At 40.1% G+C, this 25,718-nt stretch carries 26 protein-coding genes and 1 tRNA gene; 17 read left to right on the top strand and 10 right to left on the bottom strand.

Annotated elements, in window-relative coordinates; translation table 11 throughout:
- Nucleotides 1-28: 28 nt before the first annotated feature.
- Nucleotides 29-265 carry an acyl carrier protein gene (locus PL_RS15905; RefSeq protein WP_008508386.1) on the bottom strand — a complete coding sequence of 79 codons (237 nt, stop codon included), beginning with the start codon at nt 263-265 and terminating at the stop codon, nt 29-31.
- 165 nt (nt 266-430) lie between these two features.
- Here PL_RS15905 and PL_RS15910 point away from each other — a divergent pair, with 165 nt between their 5' ends.
- The 3 genes from PL_RS15910 to PL_RS15920 all read left to right on the top strand — a co-directional run bounded on the left by PL_RS15910 (nt 431) and on the right by PL_RS15920 (nt 2,576).
- Nucleotides 431-850, top strand: coding sequence for an IPExxxVDY family protein (locus tag PL_RS15910; protein ID WP_041879226.1), 420 nt, complete (start codon nt 431-433; stop codon nt 848-850).
- 138 nt (nt 851-988) lie between these two features.
- Complete coding sequence (gene pyk / locus PL_RS15915) at nt 989-2,419, top strand: pyruvate kinase (protein WP_348619890.1); 1,431 nt, start codon at nt 989-991, stop codon at nt 2,417-2,419.
- A 66-nt stretch (nt 2,420-2,485) separates the two neighbouring features.
- A tRNA-Ser gene (locus tag PL_RS15920) sits at nt 2,486-2,576 on the top strand.
- A 202-nt stretch (nt 2,577-2,778) separates the two neighbouring features.
- Here the strand turns inward: PL_RS15920 and PL_RS15925 are convergent.
- The 6 genes from PL_RS15925 to PL_RS15950 form a co-directional block, all read right to left on the bottom strand.
- A complete protein-coding gene (locus PL_RS15925) occupies nt 2,779-3,849 on the bottom strand; it encodes an NAD(P)H-dependent flavin oxidoreductase (RefSeq protein WP_041879229.1) in 1,071 nt (356 codons plus the stop codon).
- Between the two features lie 5 nt (nt 3,850-3,854).
- Nucleotides 3,855-4,235, bottom strand: a complete 381-nt coding sequence (locus PL_RS15930) for a nuclear transport factor 2 family protein (RefSeq protein WP_041879232.1) — start codon at nt 4,233-4,235, stop codon at nt 3,855-3,857.
- A 7-nt stretch (nt 4,236-4,242) separates the two neighbouring features.
- On the bottom strand, nt 4,243-4,977 hold the full coding sequence (locus PL_RS15935) for an SDR family NAD(P)-dependent oxidoreductase (protein ID WP_041879235.1): 735 nt from the start codon (nt 4,975-4,977) through the stop codon (nt 4,243-4,245).
- Nucleotides 4,978-4,981: 4 nt separating this feature from the next.
- Nucleotides 4,982-5,200, bottom strand: a complete 219-nt coding sequence (locus PL_RS15940; protein WP_041879237.1) for a tautomerase family protein — start codon at nt 5,198-5,200, stop codon at nt 4,982-4,984.
- An 11-nt stretch (nt 5,201-5,211) separates the two neighbouring features.
- Nucleotides 5,212-5,748, bottom strand: a complete 537-nt coding sequence (locus PL_RS15945) for a YceI family protein (protein ID WP_041879240.1) — start codon at nt 5,746-5,748, stop codon at nt 5,212-5,214.
- A gap of 102 nt (nt 5,749-5,850) precedes the next feature.
- Entirely contained in the window at nt 5,851-6,429 is a 579-nt protein-coding gene (locus PL_RS15950) for a Crp/Fnr family transcriptional regulator (protein ID WP_041879241.1), read from the bottom strand.
- A 155-nt stretch (nt 6,430-6,584) separates the two neighbouring features.
- Between PL_RS15950 and PL_RS15955 the strand changes: the two genes are divergently transcribed.
- The 3 genes from PL_RS15955 to PL_RS15965 all read left to right on the top strand — a co-directional run bounded on the left by PL_RS15955 (nt 6,585) and on the right by PL_RS15965 (nt 8,564).
- Nucleotides 6,585-7,142: a GNAT family N-acetyltransferase gene (locus PL_RS15955; protein ID WP_052496106.1), complete on the top strand. Its 558-nt coding sequence runs from the start codon at nt 6,585-6,587 to the stop codon at nt 7,140-7,142.
- A gap of 4 nt (nt 7,143-7,146) precedes the next feature.
- Nucleotides 7,147-7,713 (top strand): Crp/Fnr family transcriptional regulator, encoded by a 567-nt coding sequence (locus tag PL_RS15960; protein WP_041879243.1) that lies wholly within the window; start codon nt 7,147-7,149, stop codon nt 7,711-7,713.
- An 86-nt stretch (nt 7,714-7,799) separates the two neighbouring features.
- Nucleotides 7,800-8,564, top strand: a complete 765-nt coding sequence (locus tag PL_RS15965; RefSeq protein ID WP_082035842.1) for a type 1 glutamine amidotransferase domain-containing protein — start codon at nt 7,800-7,802, stop codon at nt 8,562-8,564.
- A gap of 213 nt (nt 8,565-8,777) precedes the next feature.
- Here the strand turns inward: PL_RS15965 and PL_RS15970 are convergent, their stop codons facing one another.
- A complete protein-coding gene (locus PL_RS15970; RefSeq protein WP_041879245.1) occupies nt 8,778-9,530 on the bottom strand; it encodes a LytR/AlgR family response regulator transcription factor in 753 nt (250 codons plus the stop codon).
- Between the two features lie 261 nt (nt 9,531-9,791).
- Here PL_RS15970 and PL_RS15975 point away from each other — a divergent pair, with 261 nt between their 5' ends.
- The 10 genes from PL_RS15975 (at nt 9,792) to PL_RS16020 (ending at nt 21,512) form a co-directional block, all read left to right on the top strand.
- Nucleotides 9,792-10,751 carry a quinone oxidoreductase family protein gene (locus PL_RS15975; protein WP_041879246.1) on the top strand — a complete coding sequence of 320 codons (960 nt, stop codon included), beginning with the start codon at nt 9,792-9,794 and terminating at the stop codon, nt 10,749-10,751.
- Between the two features lie 77 nt (nt 10,752-10,828).
- On the top strand, nt 10,829-11,413 hold the full coding sequence (locus PL_RS15980) for a TMEM175 family protein (RefSeq protein ID WP_235324452.1): 585 nt from the start codon (nt 10,829-10,831) through the stop codon (nt 11,411-11,413).
- 87 nt (nt 11,414-11,500) lie between these two features.
- Nucleotides 11,501-12,580 (top strand): L-rhamnose/proton symporter RhaT, encoded by a 1,080-nt coding sequence (rhaT, locus tag PL_RS15985; protein WP_041879252.1) that lies wholly within the window; start codon nt 11,501-11,503, stop codon nt 12,578-12,580.
- Between the two features lie 20 nt (nt 12,581-12,600).
- The gene (locus PL_RS15990; RefSeq protein ID WP_041879256.1) at nt 12,601-14,721 is read left to right on the top strand and encodes a bifunctional rhamnulose-1-phosphate aldolase/short-chain dehydrogenase; all 2,121 of its coding nucleotides are present in this window, start codon (nt 12,601-12,603) and stop codon (nt 14,719-14,721) included.
- A gap of 31 nt (nt 14,722-14,752) precedes the next feature.
- Nucleotides 14,753-16,021 (top strand): sugar isomerase, encoded by a 1,269-nt coding sequence (locus PL_RS15995; protein WP_041879259.1) that lies wholly within the window; start codon nt 14,753-14,755, stop codon nt 16,019-16,021.
- Nucleotides 16,021-17,394 (top strand): FGGY-family carbohydrate kinase, encoded by a 1,374-nt coding sequence (locus tag PL_RS16000; RefSeq protein ID WP_041879262.1) that lies wholly within the window; start codon nt 16,021-16,023, stop codon nt 17,392-17,394. The genes PL_RS15995 and PL_RS16000 overlap by 1 nt, the downstream gene beginning before the upstream one ends.
- Nucleotides 17,391-18,128 (top strand): (Fe-S)-binding protein, encoded by a 738-nt coding sequence (locus PL_RS16005; RefSeq protein ID WP_041879265.1) that lies wholly within the window; start codon nt 17,391-17,393, stop codon nt 18,126-18,128. The genes PL_RS16000 and PL_RS16005 overlap by 4 nt, the downstream gene beginning before the upstream one ends.
- Before the next feature lie 9 nt (nt 18,129-18,137).
- On the top strand, nt 18,138-19,517 hold the full coding sequence (locus PL_RS16010) for a lactate utilization protein B (protein ID WP_041879268.1): 1,380 nt from the start codon (nt 18,138-18,140) through the stop codon (nt 19,515-19,517).
- Nucleotides 19,514-20,101 (top strand): LutC/YkgG family protein, encoded by a 588-nt coding sequence (locus PL_RS16015; RefSeq protein WP_041879271.1) that lies wholly within the window; start codon nt 19,514-19,516, stop codon nt 20,099-20,101. The genes PL_RS16010 and PL_RS16015 overlap by 4 nt, the downstream gene beginning before the upstream one ends.
- A 100-nt stretch (nt 20,102-20,201) precedes the next feature.
- Nucleotides 20,202-21,512, top strand: a complete 1,311-nt coding sequence (locus PL_RS16020) for a carbohydrate porin (RefSeq protein ID WP_348619895.1) — start codon at nt 20,202-20,204, stop codon at nt 21,510-21,512.
- Between the two features lie 64 nt (nt 21,513-21,576).
- On the opposite strand, the gene PL_RS16025 is transcribed toward PL_RS16020, so the two are convergent.
- On the bottom strand, nt 21,577-22,188 hold the full coding sequence (locus PL_RS16025) for a porin family protein (RefSeq protein WP_041879317.1): 612 nt from the start codon (nt 22,186-22,188) through the stop codon (nt 21,577-21,579).
- Between the two features lie 337 nt (nt 22,189-22,525).
- Here PL_RS16025 and PL_RS16030 point away from each other — a divergent pair, with 337 nt between their 5' ends.
- Nucleotides 22,526-24,232 (top strand): glycoside hydrolase family 3 protein, encoded by a 1,707-nt coding sequence (locus PL_RS16030; protein ID WP_041879274.1) that lies wholly within the window; start codon nt 22,526-22,528, stop codon nt 24,230-24,232.
- 84 nt (nt 24,233-24,316) lie between these two features.
- Here the strand turns inward: PL_RS16030 and hmpA are convergent, their stop codons facing one another.
- A complete protein-coding gene (hmpA, locus tag PL_RS16035) occupies nt 24,317-25,528 on the bottom strand; it encodes an NO-inducible flavohemoprotein (RefSeq protein WP_041879320.1) in 1,212 nt (403 codons plus the stop codon).
- Nucleotides 25,529-25,718: the final 190 nt, after the last annotated feature.

Below are 25,718 nucleotides of genomic sequence, written 5' to 3' on the forward strand. Positions count from 1 at the left end.
TATACGGATTATACGGAGGCCGTATGTTCTACTTTACGTTTTTCTCTAGATAAGCAATTGCTTGACCAACTGTACCGATAGTCTCAGCTTGATCATCAGGAATCGCTACATTGAATTCTTTTTCGAATTCCATGATAAGTTCTACAGTATCCAAAGAATCCGCACCTAGGTCATTAGTGAAAGAAGCTTCTGGGGTAACCTCGCTCTCATCCACACCTAATTTTTCAACGATAATAGCCTTAACTCTTGAAGCAATATCAGACATAATGTTATAATTTAATGGGTTAAATAATTCAGTGCAAAGAAAAATAAATTCTGACACATTTCAAATGTTTTTATTTCTCTGTCAATTTTAATGTTTTTATTTCAAATGATAAAGCAAAATTAGTTTTATAATTTCGTATCCTAAAATATATCTTACTTACCTGCTTTGAACAAAACCTATTTAAAACTTTCATTGGATCTTGATTTTGTCTTAATCGCAATCACAGCCTCTTTAAAGGATTATGTACTGTGTCATCAGATCAATACCAGGCTCAATTTAAATTTCGAAAAAGCTGAAGATCATGAGGTCTTTTTTAATGTAGATGAGGCTCCGCTGGCCTTTTCAAAATATTATTTTTATGTGGAACAGGGTGATAATGATTTTTTTATACTCGGTAACCGCAGCAGTGAAGGGTTCCTGATTCCTGAAATGAATAAAGTCGATTATTTCATGATTATTCAGGGCTATATTGACAAAGAAGACTTGAATTATATCATTTCTGGCTTAAACAAACTGCCTGATATTCAGGTTGCTGCGCAGATAGATCCCTTCAAGTTGAAGTCTAATGAGAATTTGGTAATATAAATTTTATATGTAAGGTGTATGAAATACACTATATTTGAATCTGACATTATTTAGTTAAATAACAGAATTAACCAGACTAACAGTGGTTTTTAGTGCTAAAACCTTCTTTTGTTAGTCTTAACAAATAAAATAACTCAAATGAAACCCTTTCATTCCAGAACAAAAATTGTAGCCACGCTAGGTCCGGCCTCAGCAAAACCAGATGTTTTATTAAGCATGTTTAATGCTGGATTAGATGTTTGCAGACTTAACTTTTCACATGGTTCACAGGCTGATCACCAGGAAGTCCTGGATACGATCCGTACAATCAATAAAAAACACAATTATAACGTTGGTATTTTAGCTGATTTACAAGGACCTAAAATCAGAATCGGAATTGTTAAAGATGGTGGTATACACTTAGTTAATGGAAGCCGTACAATCATTACAACCAAAGAATGTATCGGAAATGAAGAGCGTATTTATATCACTTATACCAGCTTTCCAAAGGATGTAAAACCAGGAGAAATTATCCTTCTGGATGATGGAAAATTGCAAATGAGAGTGGTGGAAACCAATTATGAAGATGAGGTTGTGTGTGAGGTTGTTCATGGTGGTATTTTAACTTCCAGAAAAGGTGTAAACTTACCAAACACTAAAGTTTCAATTCCATCTTTAACTATCGAAGACCGTAAAAATCTTGATTTTGTACTGGAGAACGATGTAGACTGGATTGGTCTTTCGTTTGTTCGTAACGCTGCTGATATTGTAGAGTTAAAAGATATTATCAAACAAAGGAATAAAGGTGCAAGAGTAATTGCAAAAATTGAAAAACCTGAGGCAATTGATAACATTGATGAAATTATTGCGGTTTCTGATGGTATCATGGTTGCCCGTGGTGACCTTGGTGTTGAAATGCCAATGGAAGAAGTTCCATTATTGCAGAAAATGATTGTTCAGAAGTGTATAGCTGCTTCGAAGCCGGTAATTATTGCTACCCAGATGCTGGAAAGTATGATTACTACTCCAAGACCAACACGTGCAGAGGTGAATGACGTAGCCAACTCAGTATTGGATGGAGCTGATGCAGTGATGCTAAGTGGTGAAACTTCTGTTGGAGAGTTTCCGCTGATCGTTATTGAAACGATGCAGAAAATTATTCAGAACATTGAGACAAACAATTATCCGTTTAACCCGGAAAAATCTCTGAAAGCTGATTCTGAAACTTTCTTAAGTGATGCAATCTGTGATTCTGCCTGTATTTTAGCTAAACAAACAAACGCTAAAGGTATTGTTTCCATGACTGTGAGCGGTTATACTGCTTTCGAGATTTCAAGTCACAGGCCAAAAGCTTTGACTTATATTTTCACAAATAACAGACAATTATTGAATACTTTAAGTCTGGTATGGGGTGTTCAGGCATTCTTTTATGATAAGTTTGAAAGTACTGATGAAACTATTTTAGATGTAAATAGTTTGCTGGTTAAAATGAAACTGATTAAAAAAGGCGATACTTTGATCAATACTGCTGCAATTCCTATGGAAAGCAAAGGTAAAACGAACATGTTAAAAGTTACTGTTATTGATTAATTTATAAAAATAAGGCGGGCTCAGGTTTAACAATCAAAAAAAATACTACTTTTGCAACCCGGAATTGGAGAGGTGTCCGAGTGGTTGAAGGAGCACGCCTGGAAAGTGTGTATACCTCAAAAGGGTATCGAGGGTTCGAATCCCTCTCTCTCCGCCAGCATAAATGCTGCTTGTCTGAAAGACAAGTAGCATTTATAGTTTAGCGCAGGCCCGAACTCTTCAGTTCAGGAGCCTGTACTAAACTATAAATGCGTACGAGCGCAGCTAATCCCTTGAAGGGGACGCTCTGGAGGGTAATCACTTAACCAAGCCGTATAAGGAATCGTAACAGACAGTATCCGGGCGATCAGAACGAGGCCTTATCCCCTTAAATAAGCACTAGTCTCCTCAATCAAAGATTCCATCAGCTCACGGGCTTTGGTATGTTTTAGTAACGGAGCAATTTGTCCTCCCCAAAAAAAAATCATATCCCATTTTTCCTGTGCTATTGCTGCTTTTCGCAAAGGCGACATAAAAGTGCTTTGCAAAGGAAATGGCAGTATATCCGCTTCTCTATGGACCGTATCTCTGGCTATTCGACTGGTAATTCCCCGGCCTAATCTGCCGGTATAGGCTCGTGAAAGGGTAGTGTATCTGGCTGCATCTGAGAATAACATTTGTCTGTGAACAGGCAGCGCATTTGATTCGTCTGTAGCCAGAAATGCAGTGCCAATCTGAGCTGCATCAGCACCTAATGTCATTGCAGCCGCAATACCCTTACCATTCGCGATACCACCCGCAGCAATGACAGGAATCTTAACTTTTTCTTTAATAAGCTGCAGCAAGACAAATGTACCAGTAAGAGAGGATTCTGCAGGAGCAAGGAATGAAGTCCGGTGACCACCAGCTTCAAAACCTGAAGCGATAACCATATCCACACCTTCATTTTCCAGAAAAATTGCTTCATCCAGTGTCGTTGCTGTTCCAATAGTCACAATTTTTAACCTGCGGCATTGTTCTAACACATCTGCCGATGGCACACCAAACATAAAGCTGAAAACCTGAGGACGAATATCCAGTATCACTTCCATCTGGTTTTCAAAACGTGTTTGAAAGGGGCCGGGTTTTTCCGGTAATGCTATTCCAAGCTCATCAAAGTAAGGTTGGAATAGCGTTCTCGTGCTTTCATATTGTTCATCAGCTATTATATCTGTATCACTATCGGAGACCCATAAATTGATATTGTAAGGTTTGTTGGTTGCGTCCCTGATCTGCCGGTCTGCATCAATGATTTCCTGCGGACTTAACGTGTAAGCGCCATAGCCACCTAAGCCGCCCAGGTTCGATACTGTTGCTACCAGTTCAACAGAGGAGAGGTTTCCTCCAAATGGGCCTTGCAGGATCGGATATTGAATTCCCAATATTTCAGACGCTTTTGTTTTATACCACATGAGTTTTATTTGTTAACGTCACTGATCATTTTATTTACAATGAGCCATTTACTATCAATTTTATGAAAAGATAAGAACTCATGATAGTTAAAATCATACATTTTTACTTTTACTTCTGCTATGGCAATGGATTGAATAACATTGATAGCCACTATATCGCCCTTAAATGGGCTGGCCAGGTCTTTCGGACTCTGGCGGTTTGCAACGGCATCGAGATAATCAATCAGTGTTTTAGCATAAGGCAGCCCCTTAACATCGCCAAACAATAGCGCGCCGGGATTAAACACCTGGCTCAGCATATCCACATTACCTTCATATATCCCTTTAAAATAATAGTCCTGAAGTGCTTGTGAAATAGCTGTCTGGTCACTTTTTTTAGTTTCCATTTTTAGATCAATTTAAGTTGTGTCCTGCCCCCATACCTCCATCTACATTGATGATCGCGCCACTGATAAAATTACTTTTGGCTATGGTATAAACCATTTCCGCGATGTCTTCTACCTCACCAATGCGGTTCAATAAATGTATACCTGCACTTTGATCTGCATCTTCGCCATGCATTGGTGTCCGGATAACACCAGGAGCAACAGTATTGACACGAATATTGTTTTTACTGAATTCGGCAGCTAATTGCAGTGTAAGCGCATGAATAGCTCCCTTGCTTGAGATTGGTGCAGTTGCGGGTGCTCCGCCCAGTGCGTGATCAACAAGAGGTGTACCAATGTTGATGACCACACCTCCATGTTGTTTAACCATTTGCGGAATTACGGCCTGTGTTGTGAAAAATGTACCTTTCAGGTTAGTATCCAGAAAGCGGTCAAGATAAGCTTCATCAACTTCCAGAAATGCTTTGGTTTCGAAAATACCTGCATTGTTGATCAATACGTCTGCCGAGCCGAATTTTTCAATTGCAGCTGAAACTAATCTTTTGCCGGTTGTCTTATCACTTACATTGCCGGCTATCATAACCAGGTTCTCACCTCCGCCAAGTTCCCGATATGCTTTTTCCAGTTTATCCTGTGAGCTGGAATTAATCACTACGTTATCTCCCTTTTTTAAAAAGTAGTCTGCTATCTCTTTTCCAATGCCGGAAGATGCTCCGGTAACGATAATCGTTTGTTTTTTCATGACCTTATTTTTTATCAGCTGTTACACTTTTTTCTCTTAATACTGACACCTGATCACCTGCATAACCCCAGTTATCCAGATCAATTTCTTTAATGACCACATGTGTCAGGTGCGGATCTTTATTAAGTGTATTGCTAACCAGGTCAGTTACCCCTTTGATGAGTATTTGTTTTTGTTCTCTTGTAACGCCTTCGCGGGTTACTTCTATTTTAATGTATGGCATGGTCTTAATTTTTAAGCTAAAATATTCTCTTTTACGGCTCTTGCAGTAACTTTTACATCAAGGTCAAAATCATTATAGATCAGCGTATCGCCAAGGTCTTTAAAGAAATTTCCTGAACGGAATTTCATATCGTATCTGGTACGGTCTATAACCAGTTTTCCGGATGCAAAAAGCATATCCCCGTCAACATTTACAATAGCGGTGAAACTGATCGGGTGAGTAATGCCCTTGATGGTCAGATGAGCTTCAATCTGGTTTTCTGATACAGAAATGATGCAGAGTAATGCTTCGGGGTATTTTTCACTGGAGAAGAAGTCTTCTGAAGCCAGATGGCCTGCAAACTGTGCATTCGTGGCAGGATCGGTTACGTCCAGAATTTTGATAGAAGCGGTGTCAATAATAAATTCACCGCCGGTAAGTTTGCCACCTGTTAAAATTAGTGAACCCGCTTTAACATCGATGGTTCCATGATGCGCGCCGGTAACTTTTCTGCCTACCCAGTCCAGGTGACTTTGGGTACCTGAGATTTCAAATTTTTGAGTTTCCATTTTTCTTTATGTATTAATTACAACACAAAGTTGGGGAGGAAATGCAAGCAAAGCGTGTGACCAGGATCACATTCAAAGAAGAAAGGATTTATGTGATCTGCATCACTTCCCGTGCTGATAGAGGCGGCTTAGTGTTTCTCTTGAAACACCAAGATATGCAGCAATCAGGTTTTTAGGTACCATATTATAAAGTTCGGGGTAAAGTTTCATGAGGTCCTCATAACGACTTCTGACGTTATCATTCATCAGTGAAAGCAGCCTTTTCTGGCTGGCGACATAACCTTTGTTGGTACGCCAGCGGAAAAAATATTCCATAGGATGCAATTCTTTACAAAGCTTTTCCCGGTCCTCATTTGATAAGCAGAATACTTCAGCATCAGTAATGCAATCTAAATTGATAGTTGCTCTGGAATTACTGTAAAGTGCATTGAAATCCGAAGCCCACCAGGTAGGCATTGCAAACTGAAGGATAAACATTTTAAGATCATCATTAAGATAAAAAGACTTCAGGCATCCTGAAAGCACAAAATACTCACTGTCCACTTTGTCACCGGCAGCTATAATGGTTTGTCCTTTTTTAAACGATTTTAGTTTAAAATGTGAAAAAACATAACTGTACTGATCGTCAGTTAAGGATACTGTTTTTGCGATATGATCTTTTAAGATTTCTTCAGGTAACATCGGGATAAAAGTAGTTACAAAAGTTTCAATAAAAAACTAATGATTTTCCCGGTTATTGCGTGGTACATTTAAAAGAATAACAATGGTGTATTTTATACTGAATACTTTAATTTAGCTAAGGTAACTCATCATGCATTTTGTGAAAATAGTGAAATATGAAAGAGATTTACGATGATATAGTTACTCCCCGGTTATTATTGCGTCTGATCAGTGCAGAAGCGGTCAGAGCCTGTTTGAATAATGACATTGGCTCTGCTGAACGAATTCTTGGCGTGTCAATCACTGAGGATATTTCAGCTCATCTCAGCGGCTTTAGATACGGTCAGAAACAATTGAAAACAGATCCGCTGTATCAGCGCTGGTCAGCAAGGGCAATTGTATTGTCAGATCAAATGACCATGATTGGTCTTATCCGTTTTCACAGCAGACCTGATCCGGAATACATTTATGAATATGGGAGAGATGCTGCTGAACTGGGATATCGTATATTTGCTGCTTACCGTCAGCGTGGCTATGCAACAGAAGCAGTAAAGGCTATAATGGACTGGGCACAGCAGGAATTTGGGACCTCACGTTTCCTCGCTTCTGTATCTCCTGATAATATACCCTCTCTGCGGCTTGTTTCTCATTTTGGTTTTAAGAAAGTAGACGAGATAATGGACGATATTGATGGTATAGAACAGGTGTTTTTGCGCATTGCCGATAAAAAATAATAGAATGGAACATCCTTTAAGACAGCATTTAGAAAAAATTATCCCGCTTACTGACACGGAATTTACTTATGTGCTGTCACACTTTACTACTAAAAAACTACGTAAACACCAGTTTCTGGTGCAGGAAGGTGATACCGTATTCAATGAATACCTGGTTATCAAAGGCTGTTTGAAAGCATATCATACAGATTCAGATGATAAAGAACATATTCTGCAGTTTGCTTTGGAAGACTGGTGGATAACTGATTTTCAGGCATATTTCAACCAGACCAAAGCGACGATTAATATCGACTGTATTGAAGACTGTGAGTTACTGATTCTTTCTATGGAAAACAAAGAAAAGCTTTGTAATGAGATTCATGGTATAGCCAATTTCTTCCGTAAGAAATCCAATGGGGGCTATGTTGCTTTGCAGCAGCGCATTTTATTATTACTTAACAAGAATCCTCAGGACCGGTATAACGGCTTTATTCGTCTGAACCGCCTGTTGGTCCAGCGTGTCCCTAAAACTTTAATAGCCGCTTATTTAGGTGTATCCAGAGAAACGCTGAGCCGGTTAAGCCATCCATAGTGATCCTGATCACACTTATTTTGTGATTAGCTTCCTTTTGGCCGGGATTATTTTATCTCACCTTTGTCTTATTAAATTTTAAAGACATGAAAAATAAGATCTTAATCGTAGCAATACTAATGATAACTGGTCATAGTATGTTTAACCACATACAGGCACAGACAGCCAAACCTGAAACAAAGCATCAGAAAATTCTGTTTGTAGTTTCAAGTCATGACAAAAAAGGGAGTACCGGAGAACCAACCGGATATTACCTGTCAGAAGTTTCACATCCATGGGAAATATTGAAAAATGCAGGTTATGAAATTGATTTTGTAAGTCCTAAGGGTGGAAAAGCACCAGTTGATGGCTTTGATCTGACAGATAGAGTAAATGCTGAATTCTGGAACGACAAAGTATATCATGAAAAGGTGGAGCATACCATGAAACCTTCTGAAATCAATCCGAACGATTATGTGGCTATACATTTTGCCGGTGGGCATGGTGCAATGTGGGACTTTGCAGATAACACTGCTCTTGCGTCAATTGCAGGTAAAATTTATGAAAATGGAGGTATAGTAAGTGCAGTTTGTCACGGCCCTGCCGGACTGGTAAATATTAAACTGAGCAATGGTAAATACCTGGTAGACGGAAAAAAAATAAACGGTTTTACCAACGAAGAAGAAAAAGCAGTGAAGCTAGAAAATGTAGTTCCTTTTTCACTGGAAGATAAGTTGATTGAAAGAGGAGCAAAGTTTGAAAAATCAGGACTATGGCAAAGCCATGTGGTTACTGATCAGCGTTTAATAACAGGACAAAATCCACAATCCGCAAAAGCAGTAGGAGAGGCAGTTTTAGCCGGACTTCAGTAAATTCACTTCTTCCTGCGCATACTCATTAGTCCATAACTCCAGCGCACTCAGCGCCGGGGCGAGGGCTTTTCCTTTTTTCAGATAATTTGTAGTAAACCATAATACGCAAAGCAGAGCTGATATCAGAGCGGCAGTGGTACAGCATGAGCTGACCTCAGGTGTATTATACCTGAAGACGGAGCATATCTGTTTGAGTAATTAATTCTTCAAAACCTATAACTGCTTAGCGGATTTAATTCTCCCTGAGATTAAAGTGTTTTGTTTTACATAATCAAAGAATGATTTGCGGTATGTGTTTCCTATGGGGATCTGAACGCCTTTATCCATAATAATAACATTCCCTTCCACAATGCCTATTCTGTTTCGGGCAATAACAAATGATTTTTGTACCTGTATCAGGTTCTCCAGTTGATTTAATGTCTGGAGAGCCTCTTTTAATGTCAGATAGGTAATAATACTATCCTTATCTGTATGAACAATGATATAATTGTCCTTTGCTTCCAGATAGACTACATCTGCCGGATTTACCTTGGTCACTTTATTCATTACTCCTGTTTTAATGAATATCTCTGATTTAGGGATTACCGGAGCAAGAGATTCTTTACCGATTTTCCGGATAATCTTCTCAATAGCCATGGTAAACTTTGGGAAAGTAATTGGCTTAATGATGTACTGGTCTGCTTCAAGCTCAAATGCTTCTACAGCATATTCATGATAAGCAGTGGTGAATATCAGAAAGCGGGTTTTTGATCTCAGGATTTTTGCCAGATCCATTCCTGATATACCGGGCATATTAATGTCGAGAAAAAGAATATCGATATTGTCTTCTTCCTTTATTTCAGTCATGGCTATTATCGGCTGAAGATAAACTTTCAGCAGATTTAGGTTAGGCATGTTCTGGATGTGGTCTGTCAGCAATTCAACAGCATGGTCCTCATCTTCTATGATAACGCAGTTTAACATCATGAAACAGGTAATTAGGTAGTAATTTTTTAATTTCTTCAGCTGCTGTCAAAAAATGATTGTGTCAGATCAGTTTTTCGCCCACTATTAAAAAAGCTAAATTACAATAGATTATTGTTAATTGAACATTAAAAGTTACAATGTGTCTTTTTATTTCAGGATTGGAATTTAATCTGCAATATCTGGATGAACTGTCATGATACTCAGGAAGATGATATTATTATATTCATTGTTATAAATTAGTATTTATTTAACAAAAAAAACATGAAGGCATTAACGTTTTCCAGCTTTGGCGGTTCAGAGGTTTTAAAGTATTCAGAAGTACCAGTGCCAATTCTGAAGGAAGGAGAGATTTTATTGGAAATGAAGGCTATAGGGCTGAATTTTGCTGATATTTATCGTAGAAAAGGGAATTATCATCTAACCGGAGAACCACCTTATATTGCTGGTTATGAAGGAGCAGGAATCGTTGCAGATGCAAATCATCATCCAGACTTTAAAATTGGTGACCGCGTAGCTTTTGCTGATGTACCTTTTGCCAATGCAGAGTATGTTGCGGTACCTGTGAGCCATGCTTTACCTCTGCCAGAGGATATAAGTTTTGAAACAGCTGCTGGTGTTTTGCTGCAGGGATTAACTGCACAATATCTGGCTACTGACAGTCATCAGGTTAAAGCCGGTGAGATTGTATTGGTTCATGCCGCTGCAGGTGGGGTAGGTCAGTTGCTAACGCAAATCATTAAGGCCATGGGTGGGACTGTTATCGGTCTGACATCTTCTGAAGAAAAAGCAGCTGTTGCAATGGAAAATGGAGCTGACCAGGTTTATCTGTATCGTGATAACTGGAAGAAGCAGGTTATTTTATTTGCCGCCGGAGGTGTGGATGTAGTTTATGATAGCATAGGCAATACTTTACAGGATAGCTTTAATGTGACCAGAGACTGCGGTCAGGTCGTGTTTTTTGGGATGAGCGGAGGCGATCCGGCATTTGTAGATCCCAGAATGCTGATGGATGGATCCAAAACATTAACCGGAGGCGATTTGTGGAGTTATCTGACTTCAAGGGAAGAAAGAATAAAAAGATCCGGCCAGCTATTTGAATGGATCAGAACTAAAAAGATCAACTGGGCTGAACCCACAATTTTTAAGCTGGAAGAAGGAAAATCTGCCCATGACTTTTTAGAAAGCAGAAAGAGTACAGGAAAGATAATTTTGATTCCTTAACTTAAACCTGAATAGTACTGAGCTTTCTGTTCTCTATAGAAAGAAACGAAAAATATAATCTAAACAACGAAGAAATAATGATGCATAAAGGACGATTGGAAGCTTTTAGTGATGGCGTTTTTGCCATCATTATTACAATTATGGTACTGGAACTGAAAGTGCCGCATGGAGGCAATGATCTCAGAGCCCTGATCCCGATGATCCCTGTATTTATCAGTTATGTGCTGAGTTTCGTTTATGTTGGGATCTACTGGAATAATCATCACCATATGATGCAGGCAGCAAAGTCTGTGAACGGCCGTATTTTATGGTCTAATTTATACTTGTTGTTCTGGCTGTCGCTTATCCCTTTTGCTACCGCATGGATGGGTGAAAACCATTTTAGTCAATGGCCGATGGCTCTTTATGGCTTTGTAATGGTGATGAATGCATTTGCCTATTCTATTTTATCAAATTCTCTGATTAAACATGAAGGGAAAAACTCAAATCTGAGTAAAGCGATAGGAAAGGGGACGAAAGGAATGATTTCAGTTGCGTGTTATCTCACGGCGATTGTTTTGTCTATGGTTAATCCATGGATCAGTTTCGGTTTATATGTACTGGTTGCTGTCATCTGGTTTATACCGGATTCCAGAATTGAAAAAAGTATGGCGCAAGACTAGAAAATACAGGCCGAGACAGTACGGTACAGTTAGCCCGATTAGAAGTTTTATAATTGTTTATTATTCTAACCAGATATTATACAGTTTATGCAGGTCATTCTAGGGGTAATATTCCATTTTATCGGAGGTTTTGCCTCTGGCAGTTTTTATATACCCTTTAAGAAAGTTAAAGGCTGGGCCTGGGAAAGTTACTGGATAACGGGAGGAATTTTCTCCTGGTTAATTGTTCCGCCACTTGCCGCTTATTTCACAATTCCCGGATTTGGGGAAATCATCAGACATACACAGGGAACAATTATCTGGCCTACTTATTTATTTGGCGTACTTTGGGGAATTGGCGGTCTGACCTATGGTTTAGGTGTCAGATTTCTTGGCGTATCACTGGGCAGCTCTGTGATTCTGGGGCTTTGTTCAATTTTCGGAGCATTGCTTCCTTCTGTATATTATGATTTTTATCCAAAATCGGGGAAAGATACTTTCTCGCAATTAATCAGTACAGCATGGGGACAATGGGTTATTGCAGGATTACTGGTTTGTATTCTGGGTATTGTATTGTGCGGAAAAGCCGGATGGAGAAGAGAGAAAGAGCTTGTTAAAGAACAAGATGATTCAGCTCCTGGAAATGAGTTCAGCATAGGAAAAGGATTACTGGTTGCTATTATTTCCGGAATTCTCAGTGCCTGCTTCGCTTTTGGAATAGATGCCGGAAAAGATATGGCACATGAAGCTGATTCTCTCTGGAAAACCATGCATCCCGGGCAGGGCGGATTTCTGTTTCAGAATAATGTTACCTATGTGGTTTTATTATGGGGAGGATTAACAACTAATCTGATCTGGTGTCTGATCCTGAATGCCCGGAACAAAACTTTTAGTGATTATCGCAATAAAAGCACACCTCTTTTATCCAATTATATTTTTTGCGCACTGGCAGGTACTTCCTGGTTTCTTCAGTTCTTTTTTTACGGTATGGGAGAAAGTAAGCTGGGCAATGGAGCAAGTTCATGGATTCTGCATATGGCCTTTATTATTCTGGTAGCTAATATATGGGGACTGGTATTAAAAGAATGGAAAGCAGTAAGTAGGCCAACCCTTTTTATGATTCTGTCTGGAATTGTATTGATTATCACCTCGATAGTTGTTGTGGGCTATGGGAATTCTATTAAATAACCTTATAAATAATCAATCAGATGTCTGTAGAAAAAGTCCGCTTTAAACATGTAAATTTCACATGGAATGAAACTGAAGCTGCCAGTCTGGAGGGAGATGAAGTCGCATTATTGCTTTATCGTTCAAATTTAATGGGCGCAGATCTCAGGCTTACTAATTACGGCGGTGGAAATACATCCTGTAAAGCAGAGGCTGTTGACCCGCTTACCGGTAAAATGGTTGAAGTGATGTGGATCAAAGGCTCAGGTGGTGATATTGGTACCCTGACACGCGATGGTCTGGCCGCATTATATGTAGATCGCCTCAGAAGTCTGGAGCAGGTATACAAAGGCCCGGAACATGAAGATGAAATGGTTGAACTTTTCAATCACTGTATTTATGACCTCTGGTCAAAGGCGCCGTCAATTGATACACCATTACATGCTTTTTTGCCATTTAAGCATATCGATCATTTGCATCCGGATGCAGTAATTGCGATTGCAGCAGCTAAGGATGGGCAGCAGATTACCAGGGAGCTGTTTAACGGAACGGTAGCCTGGCTGGACTGGCAGAGGCCGGGTTTTGATCTTGGACTTAAGCTAAAGCAGTGTCTGGATGAGAATCCAGGTATAAGGGGTATTATTTTAGGCTCTCACGGTTTGTTTACCTGGGGCAATACAGCATATGAAAGTTATGTAAATAGCCTGGAAGTTATAGAAATATGCACTGCTTATCTCGAAGAAAATTATGGCAGGCACCGGGCGGTTTTTGGTGGACAGAAAATAACGGCCCCGGAAAAGATATTCCGGGAAAAACAAGCCGCATTGCTGGCTCCGGTATTACGTGGTTTTTGTTCCGGTGAGCATCATATAGTGGGACATTTTACTGACGATCCGCATGTACTGGAATTTATTAATTCCAACGATTTAGACCGGCTGGCACCAATGGGGACCAGTTGTCCGGATCATTTTTTAAGAACAAAGATCAGCCCGATGGTTTTATCCTTAGCCCCTCTGGAAGATCTTTCTGATCCAGTAAAATTAAAAGAACAATTGGCCCCCGGATTTGTTGCGTATCGTAAAATGTATAACGATTACTATCAGTCAGGTAAAAAGGAAAGCAGTCCCCCTGTTCGTGATGCCAATCCTGTAATCATCCTTTATCCTGGAATCGGTCTTTTTTCTTTTGCCAGGGATAAACAGACCGCGCGTGTTGCAGCAGAGTTTTATCTCAATGCAATTCATGTAATGAAGGGAGCTGAAGCAGTTTCTACCTATACTGCTTTACCGCGTCAGGAAGCTTTTGACATAGAATACTGGCTGCTGGAAGAAGCTAAACTACAAAGAATGCCAAAACCTAAAGCCCTTTCAGGGAGAATTGCCTTAATTACAGGAAGCGCAGGCGGTATTGGTAAAGCAATAGCCAGAAAATTTGCGGACGAAGGGGCAGTTGTGCTGATCAATGATAATGATGCAGGGCGATTAATTGCAGCAGATCAGGAGTTCCATAAAAAATATGGTAAAGATGCTTATACGACAGTTATACTTGATGTAACTAATGGAGAAGATATTAAAAGAGCATTTCATAAAGTTGCGCTGGCTTTTGGCGGGGTAGATCTCATTGTAAACTGCGCTGGTTTATCTATATCCAAACCTATTGAAGAGCATACCGAAAAAGATCTGGATATATTATACGATGTATTGGTAAAAGGTCAGTTTAGAATAACACAGGCGGCAGTCGGGATTATGCGCAAACAGGATATGGGAGGTGATATTCTGAATATTGTCAGTAAAAATTCACTGGTCTCAGGGCCTAATAATGCTGGTTATGGGTCTGCAAAAGCGGCTCAGCTTCATTTGAGCAGATTAAATGCTGCGGAACTGGGGAATGATCAGATCAGAGTTAATGTAGTGAATCCGGATGCAGTGATTTCGGATAGTAAAATATGGGAGGGGGAATGGGCTGCCGGACGTGCAAAAGCTTATGGAATAAAGGTAGAGGATTTACCGGCATTTTATGCAAAGCGGACTTTACTGAATAAAATTATCCTGCCTGAAGATATTGCAAATGCCTGTTTTGCCCTTGTGGGAGGGCTGCTGGCAAAATCGACAGGAAATGTTTTAAATGTTGATGGTGGAATAGCAATGGCATTTGTGAGATAAATTGCAGGGTTTATTTTAAAAAACACGGAAAATGGAAAAACATCATATAGAATTACACAATGAGAAGCTGCAGGCCGATCATCAGCGAAGATTTGATTTTATCGTATCAGAATACGCACATGTGGAAGAGGTGATCAGCAAACTGATTAAATTTCAGCTGGCTATCCCCAGTTGGGCAATTGGTACCGGAGGTACAAGGTTTGGCAGATTTTCTATTGGTGGTGAACCCCGTAATCTGGAAGAAAAAATATATGATATTGGCCTGCTGCATCAGTTAAACAGAGCCAGCGGTGCTATTTCTTTACATATTCCCTGGGATGAAATCAACAATAGCCATGCGATTAAAGCTTTGGCAGCACATTATGATTTGCATTTTGATGCAATGAATTCAAATACTTTCCAGGATCAGCAGGGACAGGTTTATAGTTATAAATTCGGCTCTTTACAACATGTAAATAAGGCAGTTCGCCAGCAGGCAATTGAACATAATATTGAAGTTATCCATCAGGGTAAAGCTTTGGGGTCTGAATCATTGACTATTTGGCTGGCAGATGGATCCTGTTTTCCGGGACAACTTAATTTCAGAAGAGCTTTTCAGAATACTTTAGAGAGTTTGCAGGAAATTTATGCCGCATTGCCGGATAACTGGAAGATGTTCATAGAATATAAGGCCTTTGAGCCTAATTTTTATTCTGCTACAGTCGGGGATTGGGGGCAATCTCTTTTATATGCAAATAAACTCGGTGCCAAAGCTTATACTTTAGTTGATCTGGGGCATCATCTGCCAAATGCAAATATTGAGCAGATTGTCTCACTGTTATTAATGGAAGATAAGCTGGGCGGTTTTCACTTTAATGATTCCAGATATGGGGATGATGACTTAACAGCCGGATGCATGAAGCCCTACCAGCTATTTCTGATTTTTAATGAGCTGGTGGAAGGAATGGATGCAAAAGGAACGGATCACGCAACAGGACTGGGCTGGATGATTGATGCCTCACATAATGTAAAAGATCCGCTGGAAGACCTGTTACAGTCTGTAGAAGCTATTATGTTAGCCTACACACAGGCATTAATGGTTGACCGGCATGCACTGACTATAGCGCAGCAGGAAAATGATGTGGTACGTTGCCAGGAGATCCTTCAGCATGCTTTTCGCACCGATGTAAGAGCAATTGTTCAGGAGGCCCGGCTGAGAAAAGGAGGTGCAGCACAGCCACTGGCTTTATATCGTGAACAGCAGATCCGGAAAAAACTGATTAATCAGAGAGGAAGTAAAACTGTAGCCATAGGACTATAATGAGCAGAATACCCGTTTGTGTGGTTTTTGATGCCGGCAAAACGAACAAAAAGGTTTTTGTATTTGATGAAAATTACAATGTTGTTTTTGAGCGGTCTGCACGTTTTCTGGAAATAGAAGATGAAGACGGAGATCCTTGCGAAAACCTGGAGAGTTTAACGTTGTCCGTACTGGATACTCTTTCTGAGTTAATGAAGAAAGAAGAATTTGAAATCAAAGCCGTAAATTTTTCTACTTATGGGGCAAGTCTGGTGTACATCGATGAAAACGGGAAACCGCTTACTCCGCTTTATAACTATCTTAAAACATATCCTGAAGAACTCAAAAGGGAGTTTCATGCCAAACACGGAAGTCCGGAATTAATTGCCCGGGCGACGTCGTCTCCGATTTTAGGAAGCCTGAATGCAGGAATGCAGTTATACCGTATAAAAAAAGAAAAACCTGAAATTTATCAAAAGATCAGCTATGCACTGCATCTGCCACAGTATCTGAGTTCTCTGGTATCAGGTATCTTTTGTTCAGAAATGACCAGTATCGGGTGTCATACCTTACTCTGGGATTTTAAAAAAAATCAATACCATGACTGGGTTAAAAATGAAGGCCTGGATCTTAAACTGGCACCTGTTGTAAATGTTAAACAGGTTTTCCCGGCTTTGGCTTTTAACTCTGCCTATCTCACAGGTATAGGACTACATGACAGTTCCGCTGCGCTCATTCCTTATCTGATTAATTTTCATAAACCTTTTGTATTAATTTCTACAGGGACCTGGTGTATAACCCTGAATCCGTTTAATTCTTCTCCTCTCACCAGTGCAGAACTGGAAAATGATTGTCTCTCTTATCTGCAGTATCAGGGTAAGGCAGTAAAAGCCTCCCGTATTTTTGCTGGTTATGAACATGATCAGCAGGTCAAACGTATTGCCGGACATTTTAAGCAAAGTGTTAACCGCTATAAAAAGATGAAGTTTGATCCTGATGTGATCAGAAGTTTAATCAGGAATAAGGAACAGGGGGCGATACATAGCGATATTGATTTTAAACAACGTAACCTTTTTGTTTTTTCTACAGATACGTTAGCATATCACCAGTTAATTTTTGATATTGCAGTACAACAGTACAATTCTTCGAAATTAGTAATGGGAGATTATAGTGTGAAGCGGATTTTCGTAGATGGTGGCTTTAGTAAGAATGAGATTTATATGAACCTTTTGGCCAGATTATTCCCTGATATGGCCGTATTTGCAGCATCAATGGCACAGGCTACCGCTATCGGAACAGCTCTGGCCATACATAAAACATGGAATACGAAACTTATGCCAGATAATTTAATTGAATTAAAGTACTATGCTGCTTCTAATGATTTTTCCTTATGAAGAGAGTAGGCCTGTTTATCCCCTGTTATGTTGATCAGTTTTATCCTAATGCAGGTATTGCAACTTATCAATTATTAAAAAAACTGGGTCTGGATGTGACTTATCCGACCGGACAAACCTGCTGCGGACAGCCGATGGCCAATTCAGGATTTGAGCATCTCACTCAGGGATGTAATCAGCTGTTTGTAGATAATTTTTCTGAATTCGATTATATAGTCTCTCCTTCCGGTAGCTGTGTCTTACATATTAAAGAACATCTGCATACTGAAAAATCAGAAGAACAGGCCTCAGGAATAAGAAAAAAGGTATATGAGCTGGTGGAATTCCTGGTTGATGTATTGAAGGTGAAAAACCTCAAGGCGAAATTTCCTCATAAAGTTGGTCTCCATCAGAGTTGCCATGGGCAAAGGGGATTGTTACTCTCACAAATGAGTGAATTGGTTGCCCCTTATTATTCTAAACCTCAGGAGCTTTTATCTCAGGTCGAAGGACTGGAACTGATAAATCTGAAAAGAGAAGATGAATGCTGCGGGTTTGGCGGGACCTTTTGTGTGGTTGAAGAAGCGGTTTCGGTGAAAATGGGGAAAGACAGGGTCAACGATCACCTGTTAAATGGTGCAGAATATATTACCGGAGCAGATATGTCCTGCCTGATGCATATGGAAGGGATTCTAAAAAGAGGAAACAGTAAAGTAAGGGTACTGCATATTGCAGAAATACTAAATGCAGGATAAGATTGCTTTATGAATACAAAAACAAAAGACCATCCTGAGCTTTCTGAACTATTTAATCAGGATGAACAACGGGTAAACTGGCATGATGAAACCTTATGGTGGATCAGACAGAAAAGAGATAAATCCGCTCATGGTATTCCGGAATGGGAAACACTGAGAGAAAAAGCTTCACAGATTAAAAATAATGCTTTATCTAATCTTGCTGATTACCTGGTTAGCTTTGAAGAACGGGCTTTGGCCAATGGAATCATTGTACACTGGGCAGCAGATGCCGCAGAGCATAATCAGATTGTACATGGTATTCTGCAAAAGCACGGGATTAGCAAAATGGTGAAAAGCAAGTCTATGCTGACAGAAGAATGCCATTTGAATGAATATCTGGAAAAACAGGGTTTAGAAGTAATTGATTCTGATTTAGGAGAGAGAATAGTTCAGCTGGCCAAAGAACCACCAAGTCACATTGTGTTGCCCTGCATTCACAAGAAAAAAGAAGAAATCGGAGATCTTTTCCATCAGCACCTTGGTGTGGAAGCCGGGACTTCAGATCCACAGATCCTTACAGAAGCAGCCAGACAGCATTTAAGAGAAACATTCCTGACCAGAAAAGCAGCCCTGACCGGTGTTAATTTTGCTATTGCAGAAACCGGAGAATTTGTGGTTTGCACGAATGAAGGAAATGCAGATATGGGCGCTCATCTTGCTGATGTCCATATCGCCTGTATGGGAATTGAAAAAATTATTCCTAAACGTAAACATCTGGGTGTCTTTCTTCGCTTATTAGCCAGAAGTGCAACCGGACAGCCGGTCACTACCTATTCCAGTCATTTTAAAAGACCGAGAGAAGGGCAGGAGATGCATATTGTGCTGGTTGATAACGGACGTACCGTTCAAATGGGACGTGAAGATTTCCGGGCATCCTTAAAATGTATACGTTGTGGTGCCTGTATGAATACCTGTCCTGTTTACAGAAGAAGTGGCGGGCACAGTTACAGTTATGCAATTTCAGGACCGATAGGTGCAATTCTGGCTCCTAATCTGGATAGAGAAAAATATGCAGATCTGCCTTTTGCATCTACGCTGTGTGGTTCCTGTTCCAATGTATGTCCCGTCAAAATTGATATTCATCAGCAATTATATAAATGGAGACAGGTTATTGTTCAGGAAGGATATGCCGCTTCATCTAAGAAAATGAGCATGAAGCTGATGAACTATACACTTTCTTCTCCGGGAATTTACCGTACAGCAGGTAAAGCGGGAAGATTGATCATGAAATATGCACCTTTTGCTGTGAATAATCAGTTTAATCCATGGTACAAACAAAGAGATATGCCCGAAGTTCCAAAACAATCATTTGGAGAGTGGTACAAAAAGAATGTTAAATCAGAATGAGCAGAGATAAAATATTAGCCGCTTTAAGACAGAATCAACCAGAACTGGCACCTCTGCCAGCTTCAATGCCACTGCAGCAGATAGAAATTCTTGAGCTGCAGGCTAAATTTAAGGCCGTTGCTGAAGGAATTGGGAGTACAGTACATCTGGTTGATGAATTTGGAGCTATACAGCCCATGATTGCTGCCCGGTTTTCGGCAGAGAAACGTATCCTGTCTACCGTAAAAGAATTAGTTTCAGCAGCAGTTCCGGAATTTCAGTTTGATGCAGATCCGCATAGTTATGCTGATGTGGACGTAGCTATATTTAAACCGGAACTGGGAGTTGCTGAAAATTCTGCCTTGTGGCTTACCGAGGCGCAGATGAGAATAAGAGTTTTACCTTTTATTACACAGCATATTGTGATGGTGATTCCACTTTCTTCGCTGGTTCCTGATATGCATACAGCCTACCAGAAAATCGCAGAAGCTGATTATGGTTTTGGAACCTTCATTGCAGGCCCGTCGAAGACTGCTGATATTGAGCAGTCGCTGGTATTGGGTGCGCACGGACCAAGAAGTATGACCATATTTATCTACGCTTAAAACGAATTTTAAAGACAAAAAAGGCCTGCTTAAAAAAGAATTTCTTTAATCTGGTTTTAATCTCAGTAATATTGTATTCTAATATCTTTGCGCTCATCCTATGAAGAAGATAATATTATTGGGAATAGCCATTTTTATTGCCCTGCCAATTTACGCACAGACAGATAGCCTGTTTAAAAAAAGATTCAACTTTCATTTTCAGCAAACAGTAATTACCCAGACCAAACCCGGGTTTCATGCCTTGTATTCCGGAGATAACAGTCTTTCTGCTGCACATGAAACAGCTACATCTTTTACGACGACCTTATTTGGTGGAGCGCGTTTATGGAAAGGCGCTGAAGCTTATTTCAATCCTGAAATGTCCGGAGGTAAAGGATTCAGTCAGGCTTTGGGTGTGGCCGGATTTACCAATGGCGAAACGTTCCGTATCGGATCTCCTGAACCTGCAATTTATATTGCCAGAGCTTATCTGGTACAGACTTTTGGCTGGGGAAAAGAGACAGATACTATAGCGGATGATGCAAATCAGCTTGCCGGTTACAGAAAAAAAAGATATTTCTCTATTACTGCGGGTAAATTTGGCCTCAGTGATTTCTTTGACAATAATGCTTTTAGTCATGATGCGAGATCTCAGTTTATGAACTGGTCTTTAATGGCTAATGGAGCATGGGATTATCCTGCAAATACAAGAGGATATGTATTCGGAGCTATACTTGAATTAGGACAACCCACCTGGACTTTACGTCTGGCAACGACTATGGTAACCAATACTGCAAACGGAGCTGTCTGGGACGGTAAAATAAGTAAGGCCCACGCCTTTACTTTAGAATATGAAAAAAGATACAGAATTGGCGGACAAAAAGGGACATTGCGTGTGCTGGGTTATGATAATGCGGCAAAAATGGGCGATTACCGCCTGGCAGTTGCTCAAAATCCGGCTGCTCCCGATATTACCTCGACCCGTGATTATGGCAGAAATAAATATGGTTTCGGGATTAATATAGAACAAAATGTGAATGCTGATCTGGGTGTATTCGCTAAAACCAGTTATAATGACGGGAAGACCGAAACATGGGCTTTTACAGAAATTGACAGGTCGGTAAGTTTTGGTGCTATCCTGAAAGGAGAAAGCTGGCATCAGAAAGATGCAGAGATTGGTCTTGCCTTTGTTGGGAACGGGATCTCTGCAGCACACCGGGATTACCTTGCACACGGAGGATATGGATTCATCATAGGTGATGGGAAATTGAATTATGCACCTGAAATGATTGCCGAAGCCTATTATAAGGTGAATGTTTACCAGAAAAAGTTCTTCCTGTCTCCGGATTATCAGTTTGTCTTACATCCTGCTTATAATAAGGACCGCGGACCAGTCAATGTTTTCTCTTTGAGAGCCCACGTCGAATTTTAAATAAAAAAGCCCTGTTTCTAATTAAAGAAACCAGGGCTGATTTTCCATAGGTATTGGAATCTGGTTAAAACTTAACGCCTACTCCTAAAGAGAATACCTGATTTCTGAATTCAGGAGTATTGGATGTTCCGTTTTCATTATTTTTCTGGAAATCTAATGCGTAGCGTCCATGAATGTCAAATTTGTCATTGACATCATATCTGAAACCGATTACACCTCCAACCAGACTTTTCTTAAATCTGTCTGAATCATTTTCTACATTAGTTTGCTCAACACTTCCGTATCCGTTAATGAACTTGTTTTTAGTCGATAATAAAAAGGATACCTGGGGACCTGCAACTATGTTAAAGCTGCTGCCCAATCTGAAACTTGCTAAAATAGGTACGTCAATGAAGTTTGTTGTTTGTCTGAATTCGCCAAGCGGAGAAGTCAGTTTATACCCTTTTTGTGAATATAAAACTTCTGGTGTGAAAGCAAGACCTGCGATCAAAGGAATTTCCAGGGTAACACCTGCATTAAATCCTGTTTTTACTTTGGTGTCGAAATTGTTGTTGCCATCGCCTTTGATAATGTCCGAAAGATTTACACCGGCTTTTACACCAAATTTAATTCTATCCTGTGCATTTGCTGCAGTAGCTACAAAAAGGCCAATAGCCAAAATTAAGATCTTTTTCATCATCATGTTTTTTAAATGGATCTATTGAGCTGGTATAAATTTATACCAGCTTTATCTGGTTAATTTGCATTAACGGGGTGGGCATAGAAATAAATGTGCCAGTTCTGGAGACGGGAGCCTGAAAGATCCTGATCAGAGCTTTACGTCTTGATAAACAAAACTTTGAAGACTGATTTATAATTTTGATCTCTTTAGAGGTTATCGCTTTATCTGTATCAAATTTGATACATGATGATGGTCCCGGGCTGATATCAGGTTTGCTGTGAGCTTTTAGTCATTGCTTTCCCGCTGGTTTGCAGCTTTTGATTAACTTTGGATCACTAACCATATCTTTTTCATGATTCAAAAACGGTTCTTCCTGATTTTAGCTCTGCTGTTCATTGTCGCTTTTTCTGTTCAGGCACAAAAAAAATCTTATATCCAAAGTCTGGATGATTCTAATCATTGGGTTGATTCAGTTCTTCATAAATTAAAGAAGCGGCATAAAATTGCCCAGTTGTTTTTTGTCAGAGCTCATACCAATAAAGGACAGGCATTTGAAGATTCTGTCGGACATGTAATCAGAAAAGAGCGTATAGGGGGGCTGGTTTTTTTTCAGGGTGGCCCTGGTAGACAGGCGATTCTGACCAATAAGTATCAGGCACTGGCACGTACCCCGCTATTAATAGCCTCAGATGGAGAATGGGGGCTGGGAATGCGTCTGGATAGTACAATTTCATATCCTTATCAAATGGCTCTCGGTGCTATACAGGATAAGGAGCTGATTTATAAAATGGGGCTGGAAGTAGCCCGTGACTATAAGAGAATTGGGATGCAGATGAATCTGGCTCCCGATGTTGATATTAATAACAATGCTAAAAATCCGATTATCAATTACAGATCTTTTGGCGAAAACAAATATAATGTAGCCCTAAAGGCTGCGGCCTACATGAAAGGAATGCAGGATGGAGGATTGCTGGTTACTTTAAAACACTTTCCTGGCCATGGTGATACAGATGTTGATTCTCATTATGATCTTCCGCAGCTTAATTTTACCAAAGCAAGATTAGATAGTCTGGAAATTTATCCTTTCAGAGAATTGATCAGGGAAGGTGCTGCCGGAGTGATGATCGCGCACATGAATATTCCTTCGCTTGATAATACCCCCAAACTACCTTCTACCTTATCTAAGCCGATCGTAACTGGTCTTCTTAAAGGAGAACTGGGTTTTAGAGGACTGGTTGTCACTGATGCGATGGAGATGAAAGGAGTAGTCAAGAATTTTAAGGATGGCGAAGCAGATTTGATGGCTGTTATTGCCGGTAATGATATTCTGGAGATTTCTGAAAACAGCAAAAGAGCAATTAAGCTGGTACGCGACGCGGTCAGAGATGGTAGAATCAGTATGGACAGAATTGATGAAAGTGTCCGTAAAATATTGATTGCCAAATATTGGGCAGGTGTAAATAAAAGAGATACGGTAAATACAGCACATGTAGCGGCTGATGTGAACAGACCTGAAAGCCTGGCTTTGTTACAGCAGCTGGCTGATGCGTCAATGACTGTACTCAATGGTGCCGGTGGTATTAAAGCGCTGGCCGGCGGGAAAAAAACAGCTATAATCAGTATTGGTACGCCAGGGGTAACGACATTTCAACGTGAACTGGGTGGCTTTTATAAGAATTCTGTGTTTTTTAGCCTCGAAAAAAATGCAAATGCTAACTCTGTTGCAAAAGTAGTCAGGGAACTGGGGATGTTTGATCAGGTAATTATAGGAATCCATGATACACGAACACGTCCGGGTAATGGAATGGAACTGAGTGGCGATTTGAAGATGCTGATCAGCAATATGGCTGCCAAAAATGCGGTTTTTGCTTTGTTTGCTAATCCTTATAATCTGGCTGCTCTCCCGGGAATAGAAAAAGCGAAGTCTTTGGTTGTAGCTTATCAGAAAGAGGACTATATGCAGAAGGCAGCTGCCGAGGTTATCGAAAATGTGAAAACCGGAACAGGTAGATTACCCGTTACTGTAAATAATAGCTTCAGGTTTAATTCCGGATTGTAAGTTCAAAAAAAGAGCTGCTTTGTTCAGACAGGAGTTCTGTTGCAGAAGGAACCTTTGTATAAGCGCAGCTCTTTTTTATGCCCATTAGTTCAATTGGAGTAATTGAGGACCAAACTCTTCAAAAAAGATCGCGTTTTTGTTTATTCCCTGTGCCTGGAGATCCTGAAATTGTTTCTGGATGAAAGCCGATGGACCGCAGATGAAATAATTAGTGTCAGGATGCTGATGTAATTCCAGGATACTGCTGATGTCCAGATGACCTTCCATAACACCATTTGCTATATCTTCCGGAGTAACCACGTTGTAGAAGGTATGCTGTTTTACATTGCTATTGGTACTGGTAATCTGATCTAACTGATCTTTGAAGGCATGGACTGATTTATTTCTGCAGCCATGGAGCCAGGTAATAGGCTGGGTATGGTTTTTCCCGGTAAGACTTTGAAGCATGCTCATTAAAGGAGTAAGGCCTACGCCACCACTGATCAGTACAATTGGAGCTGCTATATTTTCAGCAAGGATGAAGTTTCCGGCAGGAGAGGTGAGATCTATCACATCGCCTTCGTTTACAAAATCATGCAGATAATTACTGATCAGCCCATTCGCATCCAGGTTCTGTCCTTTTTCTCTTTTAACAGAGATGCGGTAATATTCTTCATTAGGGGCACTGGAAATACTGTATTGACGTGCCTGATTTAAGTTCAGGTCTGGCAGGAAGGTACGGACACTGAGATACTGACCAGGAATATGCATTGGAACATGGCCACCGTCAGTCGGATAAAGATAAAAAGAGGTGATTTCTGCTGACTCTATATTTTTCTTTCCCACTTTAAATGGTCTCCATCCCGTCCAGCCATTTGTTTTTATAGTCTGCTTTTCATAAAGTTTAGCTTCATGACCGGACATCAGGCTGGCCAGTTGCTGATAAGCAGCCCCCCAGGCATCAATAATTGCCGGAGTCGCAGCTTCGCCTAAAACCTCTTTAATAGATTCCAGTAAATGATTGCCTACAATCATATAATGCTCTGGACGGATATCTAAACTGGTATGTTTATGTCCGATGCGATCTACTACAGGTAACAGAACCATCGGATTGGCTATATTCTCTGCATAGGCAAGTACAGCCATTGCCAGGGCAGTCTGTTGTTTACCACTTTGCTGATTTCCCATGTTAAACATATTTTTTAGCTCTGGATTATGCGTAAACATCCTTTTGTAAAAATGTGTAGTCAATAAAACGCCATTTTCTTTTAATACTGGTACTGTAACTGTAATCAGTCGTTTTTGTTCGTCAGTCATAATAAAATATATTAATACCTTTTTGTCTTTTATAGGAATGCAGTTGTGCATTTTTTTGATGTGCTCAGGTATGATTTAATAGGTCAAAGGTAATAAAAAATAATAAAGGATAAAATAGTCTTTTATTATTTCGGACTCAGAATGAGATTAATGATGAAAAACAGCAACGTTTCTATCTTTAATTTATTAC

It is taken from the genome of Pedobacter lusitanus (assembly GCF_040026395.1).
GTDB lineage: Bacteria > Bacteroidota > Bacteroidia > Sphingobacteriales > Sphingobacteriaceae > Pedobacter > Pedobacter lusitanus.

Bases quoted from the DNA above. Each gene is read 5' to 3' on its own strand.
- PL_RS15905 (WP_008508386.1), bottom strand. From the start codon at position 265: ATGTCTGATATTGCTTCAAGAGTTAAGGCTATTATCGTTGAAAAATTA.
- pyk (WP_348619890.1), top strand. From the start codon at position 989: ATGAAACCCTTTCATTCCAGAACAAAAATTGTAGCCACGCTAGGTCCG.
- PL_RS15925 (WP_041879229.1), bottom strand. From the start codon at position 3,849: ATGTGGTATAAAACAAAAGCGTCTGAAATATTGGGAATTCAATATCCG.
- PL_RS15930 (WP_041879232.1), bottom strand. From the start codon at position 4,235: ATGGAAACTAAAAAAAGTGACCAGACAGCTATTTCACAAGCACTTCAG.
- PL_RS15935 (WP_041879235.1), bottom strand. From the start codon at position 4,977: ATGAAAAAACAAACGATTATCGTTACCGGAGCATCTTCCGGCATTGGA.
- PL_RS15940 (WP_041879237.1), bottom strand. From the start codon at position 5,200: ATGCCATACATTAAAATAGAAGTAACCCGCGAAGGCGTTACAAGAGAA.
- PL_RS15945 (WP_041879240.1), bottom strand. From the start codon at position 5,748: ATGGAAACTCAAAAATTTGAAATCTCAGGTACCCAAAGTCACCTGGAC.
- PL_RS15950 (WP_041879241.1), bottom strand. From the start codon at position 6,429: ATGTTACCTGAAGAAATCTTAAAAGATCATATCGCAAAAACAGTATCC.
- PL_RS15955 (WP_052496106.1), top strand. From the start codon at position 6,585: ATGAAAGAGATTTACGATGATATAGTTACTCCCCGGTTATTATTGCGT.
- PL_RS15960 (WP_041879243.1), top strand. From the start codon at position 7,147: ATGGAACATCCTTTAAGACAGCATTTAGAAAAAATTATCCCGCTTACT.
- PL_RS15965 (WP_082035842.1), top strand. From the start codon at position 7,800: ATGAAAAATAAGATCTTAATCGTAGCAATACTAATGATAACTGGTCAT.
- PL_RS15970 (WP_041879245.1), bottom strand. From the start codon at position 9,530: ATGATGTTAAACTGCGTTATCATAGAAGATGAGGACCATGCTGTTGAA.
- PL_RS15975 (WP_041879246.1), top strand. From the start codon at position 9,792: ATGAAGGCATTAACGTTTTCCAGCTTTGGCGGTTCAGAGGTTTTAAAG.
- PL_RS15980 (WP_235324452.1), top strand. From the start codon at position 10,829: ATGATGCATAAAGGACGATTGGAAGCTTTTAGTGATGGCGTTTTTGCC.
- rhaT (WP_041879252.1), top strand. From the start codon at position 11,501: ATGCAGGTCATTCTAGGGGTAATATTCCATTTTATCGGAGGTTTTGCC.
- PL_RS15990 (WP_041879256.1), top strand. From the start codon at position 12,601: ATGTCTGTAGAAAAAGTCCGCTTTAAACATGTAAATTTCACATGGAAT.
- PL_RS15995 (WP_041879259.1), top strand. From the start codon at position 14,753: ATGGAAAAACATCATATAGAATTACACAATGAGAAGCTGCAGGCCGAT.
- PL_RS16000 (WP_041879262.1), top strand. From the start codon at position 16,021: ATGAGCAGAATACCCGTTTGTGTGGTTTTTGATGCCGGCAAAACGAAC.
- PL_RS16005 (WP_041879265.1), top strand. From the start codon at position 17,391: ATGAAGAGAGTAGGCCTGTTTATCCCCTGTTATGTTGATCAGTTTTAT.
- PL_RS16010 (WP_041879268.1), top strand. From the start codon at position 18,138: ATGAATACAAAAACAAAAGACCATCCTGAGCTTTCTGAACTATTTAAT.
- PL_RS16015 (WP_041879271.1), top strand. From the start codon at position 19,514: ATGAGCAGAGATAAAATATTAGCCGCTTTAAGACAGAATCAACCAGAA.
- PL_RS16020 (WP_348619895.1), top strand. From the start codon at position 20,202: ATGAAGAAGATAATATTATTGGGAATAGCCATTTTTATTGCCCTGCCA.
- PL_RS16025 (WP_041879317.1), bottom strand. From the start codon at position 22,188: ATGAAAAAGATCTTAATTTTGGCTATTGGCCTTTTTGTAGCTACTGCA.
- PL_RS16030 (WP_041879274.1), top strand. From the start codon at position 22,526: ATGATTCAAAAACGGTTCTTCCTGATTTTAGCTCTGCTGTTCATTGTC.
- hmpA (WP_041879320.1), bottom strand. From the start codon at position 25,528: ATGACTGACGAACAAAAACGACTGATTACAGTTACAGTACCAGTATTA.